The sequence below is a fragment of the Mesorhizobium sp. P5_C1 genome, from assembly GCF_054049815.1.
Genome location: NZ_JBFULQ010001175.1, coordinates 1 through 872 on the forward strand (window position 1 = coordinate 1; position 872 = coordinate 872).

Here is an 872-nt window from a genome sequence, read left to right on the forward strand (position 1 = left end):
GCTGCATACAGACGGTGCCCCAACCGCCTTCCGCCTTCATCGCCCTCATGCCGATGGAGCCGTTGGGCATGAGGGGAGAGTGGCCCGTCGCGTGCGGCACAGCGAAGAACCGATTTGGCGCCACCTTCGGCCCGATCTTGACGGGTTCAAACAGAACCGCATAGCGAGCGTCGATCGGGGTGGCGTGTATCGTCATTGCAGTGCCTTCTTGACGATGCCTCGATCGACCCAATCGTCGAATATTCCAAGCACCGTTTCAGCAAACAGCGCGTCGTTTATGTGCGCGTCGATCTCGGTCAATTCCACAGGATGCCGTATCGCTGAGCGCATTTCATCGAGGAACGCTGCTAGTCCTGCCGGGTCATGGGCAGGTTGCCCCTCCCGGTCCCATTCCTCGATACCTTGAATAGGCAGGATCACATGCACTGGAGCCAAGGCTTTGGCTAACCGATGGCCGATCTCGCGGGCGGTCTCGCGCCGCTCTTGCGCGTTCAACGCGGCGGAGGAGATCAAACGATTGTGCGCGTGGCAGGGTCTGCCGGCGAAGCGGGCGGGGATATCTTGCCAACTGGGAAAGTCTATCAAGTCGACGCAGCCCGGAGCGACGAGTTGTGGGACCTTGTTCTGTCCGGCTGACACAAGTCGGTCCTTGCCACCGTTGACGATAGAGCCAACCAGAAGGTTCCCGAGCTCGGGAAGCGCGAAATCCATGACGGCGCAGAAATATCCTTGCGCGGCCAGATTTTCAAAAGCCATTCCGCCCATGCCAGTCGCATGAAACACCGCTAGTTCGAACCCTCGCTCTTCCAAGGGGCCCTTGAGTAGTCTCATGTAGGAAAGACACGAGCTGCCAAGGCTCATCATGCCAATGA

Annotated in this window: 1 protein-coding gene and 1 pseudogene; both read right to left on the minus strand. The window is 59.1% G+C overall.

What is annotated here, in order from left to right:
• Positions 1–196, minus strand: a 196-nt coding sequence (locus ACXJ7R_RS34695) for a hypothetical protein (protein ID WP_457155733.1), incomplete at its 3' end; no start/stop codon positions are given.
• Positions 193–872, minus strand: a pseudogene (locus tag ACXJ7R_RS34700) (Tm-1-like ATP-binding domain-containing protein); the annotation flags it as partial. The pseudogene ACXJ7R_RS34700 and the gene ACXJ7R_RS34695, both read right to left, overlap by 4 nt.